Annotated in this window: 8 protein-coding genes; 6 read left to right on the top strand and 2 right to left on the bottom strand. The window is 62.4% G+C overall.

Features of this window, described 5'->3' with window-relative positions; translation table 11 throughout:
- From AB1555_18095 to AB1555_18105, 3 genes are all read left to right on the top strand, one after another.
- Positions 1-786, top strand: coding sequence for a MotA/TolQ/ExbB proton channel family protein (locus AB1555_18095; protein MEW6248599.1), 786 nt, complete (start codon positions 1-3; stop codon positions 784-786).
- A gap of 141 nt (positions 787-927) precedes the next feature.
- Positions 928-1,347 (top strand): biopolymer transporter ExbD, encoded by a 420-nt coding sequence (locus tag AB1555_18100; protein MEW6248600.1) that lies wholly within the window; start codon positions 928-930, stop codon positions 1,345-1,347.
- Positions 1,348-1,438: 91 nt separating this feature from the next.
- Positions 1,439-2,074, top strand: a complete 636-nt coding sequence (locus tag AB1555_18105) for a TonB family protein (GenBank protein ID MEW6248601.1) — start codon at positions 1,439-1,441, stop codon at positions 2,072-2,074.
- A gap of 132 nt (positions 2,075-2,206) precedes the next feature.
- Here AB1555_18105 and AB1555_18110 read toward each other — a convergent pair whose 3' ends face one another.
- On the bottom strand, positions 2,207-2,515 hold the full coding sequence (locus AB1555_18110) for a winged helix-turn-helix domain-containing protein (protein ID MEW6248602.1): 309 nt from the start codon (positions 2,513-2,515) through the stop codon (positions 2,207-2,209).
- Positions 2,516-2,649: 134 nt separating this feature from the next.
- Here AB1555_18110 and AB1555_18115 point away from each other — a divergent pair, with 134 nt between their 5' ends.
- The 3 genes from AB1555_18115 to AB1555_18125 are packed head-to-tail and all read left to right on the top strand — an operon-like array spanning position 2,650 to position 6,122.
- Complete coding sequence (locus tag AB1555_18115; GenBank protein ID MEW6248603.1) at positions 2,650-2,937, top strand: DUF5132 domain-containing protein; 288 nt, start codon at positions 2,650-2,652, stop codon at positions 2,935-2,937.
- Entirely contained in the window at positions 2,934-3,488 is a 555-nt protein-coding gene (locus AB1555_18120; protein MEW6248604.1) for an HMA2 domain-containing protein, read from the top strand. The genes AB1555_18115 and AB1555_18120 overlap by 4 nt, the downstream gene beginning before the upstream one ends.
- Before the next feature lie 54 nt (positions 3,489-3,542).
- Positions 3,543-6,122, top strand: coding sequence for a heavy metal translocating P-type ATPase (locus AB1555_18125; GenBank protein MEW6248605.1), 2,580 nt, complete (start codon positions 3,543-3,545; stop codon positions 6,120-6,122).
- A gap of 7 nt (positions 6,123-6,129) precedes the next feature.
- Here the strand turns inward: AB1555_18125 and AB1555_18130 are convergent, their stop codons facing one another.
- Entirely contained in the window at positions 6,130-6,465 is a 336-nt protein-coding gene (locus AB1555_18130) for an HMA2 domain-containing protein (protein ID MEW6248606.1), read from the bottom strand.
- Positions 6,466-6,894: the final 429 nt, after the last annotated feature.

Genomic DNA, 6,894 nt, shown 5'->3' on the forward strand with positions numbered 1-6,894 from the left:
ATGGATCTCGGGTCAGGCGGCATCGCGTTCGCGCTGAATCACGCGACTCTCGAAGGCAAGATCACCATCTCGGTGCTCTTGCTGTTTTCGCTGGTGAGCTGGACGGTGATCATCAACAAGTTCCGCCAACTGGCGAAGGCCCGGAAACGGAACCGGATGTTTCTCAACGCCTATTCGCGGGCGAAGTCGCCGTTGACGATTTTCAACAAGGGCCCGATCAAGCAGTTGAACGGCTCGCCGATGTACGAGCTCTACTACGGCGGATGCGAGGAGCTCAAAGCGCAGCAGGAGAAGTACGGCAGCCAACAGATCCCCCGCCACGGGATGAACGCGGTCCGGATTGCGTTGGAGCGGGTGCTCGGCGAGGCGGCCGTGAGCCTGGAATCCGGTATGATCATCCTGGCCACCGCGATCAGCGGCGGGCCGTTTGTCGGACTGCTCGGCACCGTCTGGGGGGTGATGGACACCTTCTCCGGCATCGGGCGGGTGCAGCAAGCCAGCCTCACCGCGATGGCGCCGGGCGTGGCCGCGGCCTTGATCGCGACGGTCGCCGGGCTGATGGTCGCGATCCCTTCGTTGTTTTGCTACAACTTCCTGGTGACGAAGATCAAGGCGTTGACGATGGAGCTGGATAATTTCGCGGCGCATTTGGAGACCGTGTTCATGACGGAATTTCTCCAGGACAACCGGAACGGCGGCGTGAAGACCGAAGAGGACATCGAGGACTATCGGCCTCGCTCCCACCAGGAAGAGGAGCCGTCCATGGGCGCGGCCGCGGCGCACTGACCCCCTCTCCGAGACCCTCCACCTTGAAGGGGAAGGGTGGGGGCTTATGGCAAGAGAGTAATTGGGTAATTGAGTGACTGATCCTCTCCTCGTCCTCCCCCTGCCAGGGGGAGGGAAGGGTGAGGGTGGAGTTGGAATACGATGCGACGTTTTTCAAGAAGCAGCCACGGCGCCGTCTCGGACATCAACATCACGCCGCTCTTGGACCTCGCCTGGGTGCTGCTCGTGATCTTCATCATCACCACGACGGCCATGGTTCAGGGGATCGAGCTGAAGTTGCCGGAATCCACGCCGCATGAAACGGAAATGGAGAGCACCACCAGGACCATCTCGGTCAAGAAGACCGGCGAGATCTTCCTGGACGAGGAAAAGGTCAGGATTGCCGAATTGGAGAGCCTGCTGCGGGAATTGAAGAAAGCCAAAGGTGGAAAACTCCCCGTCGTCCTCCGCGGCGATGCCGGCGTCGAATACAAACACGTGGTCGCGGTCCTGGACGTCCTGCAACGCATCCCGATCGAGGACCTCGCTCTGGCCACCAAACCGATGGGGGAAGGCCTGTGAAAGAAAGGTAAGGGGTGAGCGGTGAGGGGTAAAGGGTTGAAGAAAATCGCTCACACCTCCGCCCTGACCCCTTACCAGTTGAAAAGAAGAGATGCCCGGATATACCGGCTTCCAGAAGAAGAAAACCAAGCTCGGCACCACGCTCCTCATTGTTGCCCTGATTCACGTCGGCATCGCCGCCGGGTTGTACTGGCTGTCCCAGACGGAGTTCGGCCAGTCCCTCATCAAGGTGTACAAGCTCGACGCCTTCATGAAGCAGGAGAAGCCGCCCGAGCCGCCGCCCCCGCCGGAACCGGAGCCGGAGCCGCCGCCCCCGCCGCCGAAACCGGAACCGAAGCAGGAAGCGCCGCCGCCTCCGCCTGAGCCCGTCGCCGCTCCGCCGCCTTCACCGGTGGAACGGCCGGCCTCCGCGCCGGTCGATACGACGCCGTTCGCCATCGGAAAAGGCCGGGGGAAATTCTCCGGCTATGCAGATTTGTTGACCGCCGCGATCCAGCAACACTATGTGCAGCCCCCCGCGCTCCCGGACAATCTGGATTACGCCGTGCTCTGTGAGCTCGTCCTCGACGACGAAGGGCATGTCCTCGAATACCGGCTCGTGAATTCGTCCGGCAGTCTCCTGTTCGATCAGTCCGCGCTCGATGCGCTTTCCAAACTCAAGCAAGTCAGGCCGCCTCCGCCGGGCGCCGACCACCGCATCATCGTGAAGTTCTTTCCCCCGGCGTGAAAGGCTCACCCAACAGAGAATCCTTCTGCCCCTATTTATCGGGTCGCGGCGAGAGAATCGTTCCGTTGTCGGACAACCGTAGCCGGAGCCACCCGCGTCCGTTCGTGGTCAGCCTGAGGTCGGCAGAGGCGTTTAATCGCGGAGCTTGTAGCCGACACACCAGACGGTAGCAATCAAAGACGGGTCTCCCCCCAGGGCACGGAGCTTTTTCCGAATCCGCGCGATGTGCGCGTCGATGACTCGCGGACTCGGCGGCGCGCCGGCGATGTGAAAAGCGTCCATCAACTCTCTTCGACGGAACAACTTGCCGGGGGAAGAGGCGAGCGTCCAAAGCAGAACGAACTCTCTCGGTGTCAATCGGATCTTCCGCCGCCCCCGTTGAACCGTGCGATCCGGCGCGGACAGGCGCAACCCGCCTATGACGATCTTCCGTGTGCTCACGCTCGATCTTCACAATTTCTTAACTTGATGAAGCAAGCCAACCGGCCTATAGAACCACGCAGCGGTTACAAAGACATCAAGCTACGATCAGGTGACGATCACAGCGGAAGACCCGTCTCAAAGGAGGTGCGCTCATGTCGTTGCTCGAGGATGTCACAAAAGGGTCCCTGTCGACGATTCTGGTCGGGGTTGCAGCGGCCATCGTGGCTCCGACGGTGTTGCCGGCCCTGGCTTCAGGTTTTCGTCCATTGGCCAAAGCCGCCGTGAAAGGCGGGCTTATGATCTACGATGCGGTAAAGGAAACCGTCGCGGAGGCCGGCGAACAGCTCAATGATCTGGTGGCGGAGGCAAGGTCCGAAATGGCCGAGTCCGCGACGGAAGCAGAAGCCGCCGCGACATCGCGCAAACGAAAGAGTGAATGAGGGGGGTCGCCCCCTGCATCCCGCACGAGGGGCGATGGAAGTCGGAACGGAAGGACATGATACGAGCCGACGACATCAGTTTGGTCCACGCGCTCCCGGGACGCGTTCGACTGCGTGTCGGATCATTGAAGGGAAGTCCCCGAGATGCGAGCGCGGTTCGGGAACGGCTCTCCGGCGTCCCGGGCATCGATCGAGTCGAGGCCAGCCCGCTCACTGGAACGGTGTTGATCGAGTACGATCCTGACCTCTCTGAGTCGTTCGACTTTTACGCTTCGGTCGCGAACGCCTTCGGGGTGTCGTTGGCTGAATTCTCTCCCGACATCCTCTCATTATTGGATGGCGCTCACCGGAACGGAGCGTCTGCGAGCACGCGGTCCGCTTTCCTGGGATCCGAGCGGATGCGCCTCCTGGTCCCGCTGGCGCTGTTCGCGCTGGGAGTGCGGAGCCTTCTCGTTTCGGAGAAGCTGACATTTCCCGCCTGGCACGACTACTTTTGGTTCGCGTTCGGCTCCTTTTTCATGCTGAACCGCGATACACCGACACAAGCTTGATCGGAACCGCGGCCTTGAACAAGGCCTTTCGCAAGAAGAGAAAAGGAGGCATAGGTGTCCGTTTCCGCTCAGCCCTCATCCTTCCGCCGCCGTTCGCGCCTGAAATTGCCGATCATCACGACAGAGCCCCTGCTGGCGGCGCGGGTCGAGAGTCTTCTTCGACGGCTTCCGGGAATCGGAAGCGTCGCCGCCGATCCGGTTTCCGGCTGTGTGACAATCACATACGACCGGTCGATCTGGACCACCGAAAAATTGCGCCATTTTTTGAGCCAAAACGGCGGTCCGAACCTCCCCGGCATCAACGGCGCGTCGAAAGCTGCGACAGTTCCTCGCCGGACCACGCGACGCGCGCGCCCTATCGGAGCCGTCTCCTCCGACGGTTCGGCTCGTTCCCGGGAAGCGGTTCACCGCGCCGCGTCGCATGACCGCTCCGCGGCGGCTTCCGCCGACCCTTCCACTCGAGCGACGACCGAATCGCAACGGTCAGCCGCCATTGGAGCGGCTTCCGGTGATCTTGGTCCGGTGACGCTCATCCATGCGATCAAAGGGCGCCTTCGCGTTCGTGTGCCAAGGCTGAAGAGCGACGACCGGCTGGCCGACCGATTACGGTTCGTTCTGGAAGATCGACCGGGGATCATCGATGTTCAGGTCAATCAAGGGTGCGCGAGCGTCACCCTGACGTATGATCCGGCGGCGGTCACACCGGACAGCGTGCTCGAAACGGTGCGAGGCCTTTCCCGTCGAGAACTGCGCGACTACCAAGGCAACGACAGTCGCCGGACGAAACCGGCGACCGAGGCTTCCCAGGGATCGGGACTCGAGCTGCTGCTCTCGACCGCCGGCATCGCGCTCGGGTTCCTGGCGGAGTCGGCGGCGGCGCCGCTGGTGCCGTTCCTGCTGCTGGGAAGTACGCTGCCGATGCTGGGTCGTGCCTATGACGCCTTTGCGCGGAAGGGCACCTTGAACGTGGACGTCCTCGATGCGTCCGCCGCCGCGGTGCTGACCGTACAAGGACAATTGTCGATGGCGCTTTTTATGGTCTGGCTCGTGAACTTGGGAGACTACATCCGCGACGCGACGCTCGCGCAGGCTCAGGACGCGGTCAAGGCGGTGCTCGCCTACCGGAAATCCCCGGCTTGGGTGCTCCGCGAGAACGTCAAGGTTCAGGTCATGGTCGATCAGATCAATGCGGGGGAGACGGTGGTCGCGTACCCGGGAGAACGGATACCGGTGGACGGAACGGTGATCTCGGGCAAGGCGGCCGTCGATCAACAGACGTTGACCGGAGAATCGTCGCCCGTCGAGAAAGGGGAGGGCGATCCCGTGTACGCGGCGACGGTCGTCTGCGACGGGAAACTGTACATCCGAGCGGAGCGAATCGGCGATCAGACGGAGGCGGCAAAGATCGTTCGGCTGGTGGAGGAGGCTCCCGTCCAGGAAACACGGATACAAAACTACGCCGAGCGCTGGGCCAACGACCTCGTCCCGTACAGTTTCATGGTCGCCGGCGCCTCCGCGGTCCTGAGCGGGTCGCTCCAGCGTGCGGCCTCTGTGCTGATCGTCGACTACGGTACGGGCATCCGGATCGCTGCGCCGACCGCGGTGTTGGCATCCATGACCAAAGCCGTCAGACACGGCCTCCTCATCAAGGGCGGACGATATTTGGAGCGACTCGCGGAGGTGGACGCCGTGGTGTTCGACAAAACGGGCACCCTGACGATGGGCGCTCCGGAGGTCATGCACGTGGCGTCGTGCGGCCGGTGGTCGTCCGGCGAGATGCTGGTGCTGGCGGCGGCATCGGAGCGACGTTTGACCCATCCGGTCGCGCAGGCCGTCGTCAAAGCGGCCGCCGCGCGCGGACTCGACATTCCTGAACGCACGGCGTCGAAGTATGTAATCGGCCTCGGCGTACAGGCGCAAGTCGACGGACGGATCGTTCACGTCGGCTGCCGGCGGTTCATGACCCATCACGCCATTGAAGTCCCGCGGGAGGTCGACGCCGATCTGCGGGAATGGGAGCACCGAGCGCTGTCCCCCATTTGCGTCGCCGTGAACGGCTCGCTCGCCGGGGTGCTGGCCTGTGCCGATCCGCTTCGGCCCGACGCCGAGGCGGTCGTCCGCCGGCTCAGGGATCTCGGCGTGAAGGACTGCATCATGGTCACCGGCGATCACCAGCGAGTGGCGCGTCACGTCGCGGAGCGGGTCGGCATCACGCGCTATGTGGCCGAAGCGTTGCCGGAGCAGAAGGTCTCGGTGGTGAAAGACCTTCAGGCAAAAGGACGTACGGTCGCCGTTGTGGGGGACGGGATCAATGATTCCCCGGCCCTTGCGCATGCCGATGTGGGCATCGCCGTCGACGGCGGAGCCGACATAGCCAGGGAAACGGCGCAAGTCGTCCTCATCAACGGCGGGTTATGGAAGGTTCCGGTCGCCGTCGAAATCGGCCGGGAAGCGACCGACCTCATCCGCCGGAATTGGTCGATCATCTCGCTTCCCAACACCGTGGCGTTGGGACTGTCGGTCTTCGGACTGCTGGGTCCCGGCGCGGCCACCCTGTTAAGCAACGGCTCGGCGATCCTGGCGACGGCCAACGCCCTTCGCCCGTTGCTCGATCGGGTGCAGGACCGCGATTGAGGAAAGGCTACAAAAGGGCGAGAAGGGCGCGCTGGAGGAGCTGTTCAGCGACGGATTGAACCACAAAGTCGGAAAGTCTGCGCGATCGTTGCGGCGGGGTCTCGTTGAAAGCCAGGCAGCCCAGCTCCCTCAGCGTCTCCGCGATCCGGTGCGGCGTGATCGTTTTGGAGTGATACAGGACCAGCACGCTTCCGGTCACCGCATTGGCACGGACGTGTGTGATGCCCTTCACCTTCGCCAAGGCCTTCTCGACCTGGGACGCCTTCATCGGGGATCGCTTGATCTCAGGGACTTTGATACGCACGCGCCCGTCAAGCATATGCAGGAAGTAGCCGCCTTCCATAAGAATCTCCTTCCTCCCGCGCCCAGGGTTGTTTAATGCGCCGGTCCCACGTTAGCGCGACATATCCCCATCCATACACAATGGATAGGGTAGTGAAAACTCGTTACACCGAGTATTCGGCTCTGTTAATTTTCTGTAAACTCTCGGGGTTTCCGTTCCCATCTTCTCCGCGGGGAGGGGGCGGAGAGCAGCATTCTTCGCGCCGCGAGTCTACGTCCCGCTGCATCGCGATTGTTCCTCTGGAAATGCTGGTATTGTTCCGGGGACCTGGCGGATACGCCAGGGGTTCTCAGTACGGTGAGATGAGAAAAGGGGTCGGGAGTCGTTTCGTTACGCATGACATGATAGACGAGAGCACCAGCGGCCACGCATGGACGAGAGAGCCCGGATGCGCTCCTGCGGAAATCGCGGGCCTCCTGTCAGGAATCG

It is taken from the genome of Nitrospirota bacterium, from assembly GCA_040755395.1.
Lineage (GTDB): Bacteria > Nitrospirota > Nitrospiria > Nitrospirales > Nitrospiraceae > DATLZU01.

What these genes read in the sequence shown, in the direction of transcription:
- AB1555_18100 (MEW6248600.1), top strand. Translation starts at nt 928, where the DNA reads ATGCGACGTTTTTCAAGAAGCAGCCACGGCGCCGTCTCGGACATCAAC.
- AB1555_18120 (MEW6248604.1), top strand. Translation starts at nt 2,934, where the DNA reads ATGAGGGGGGTCGCCCCCTGCATCCCGCACGAGGGGCGATGGAAGTCG.
- AB1555_18095 (MEW6248599.1), top strand. Translation starts at nt 1, where the DNA reads ATGGATCTCGGGTCAGGCGGCATCGCGTTCGCGCTGAATCACGCGACT.
- AB1555_18115 (MEW6248603.1), top strand. Translation starts at nt 2,650, where the DNA reads ATGTCGTTGCTCGAGGATGTCACAAAAGGGTCCCTGTCGACGATTCTG.
- AB1555_18130 (MEW6248606.1), bottom strand. Translation starts at nt 6,465, where the DNA reads ATGGAAGGCGGCTACTTCCTGCATATGCTTGACGGGCGCGTGCGTATC.
- AB1555_18105 (MEW6248601.1), top strand. Translation starts at nt 1,439, where the DNA reads ATGCCCGGATATACCGGCTTCCAGAAGAAGAAAACCAAGCTCGGCACC.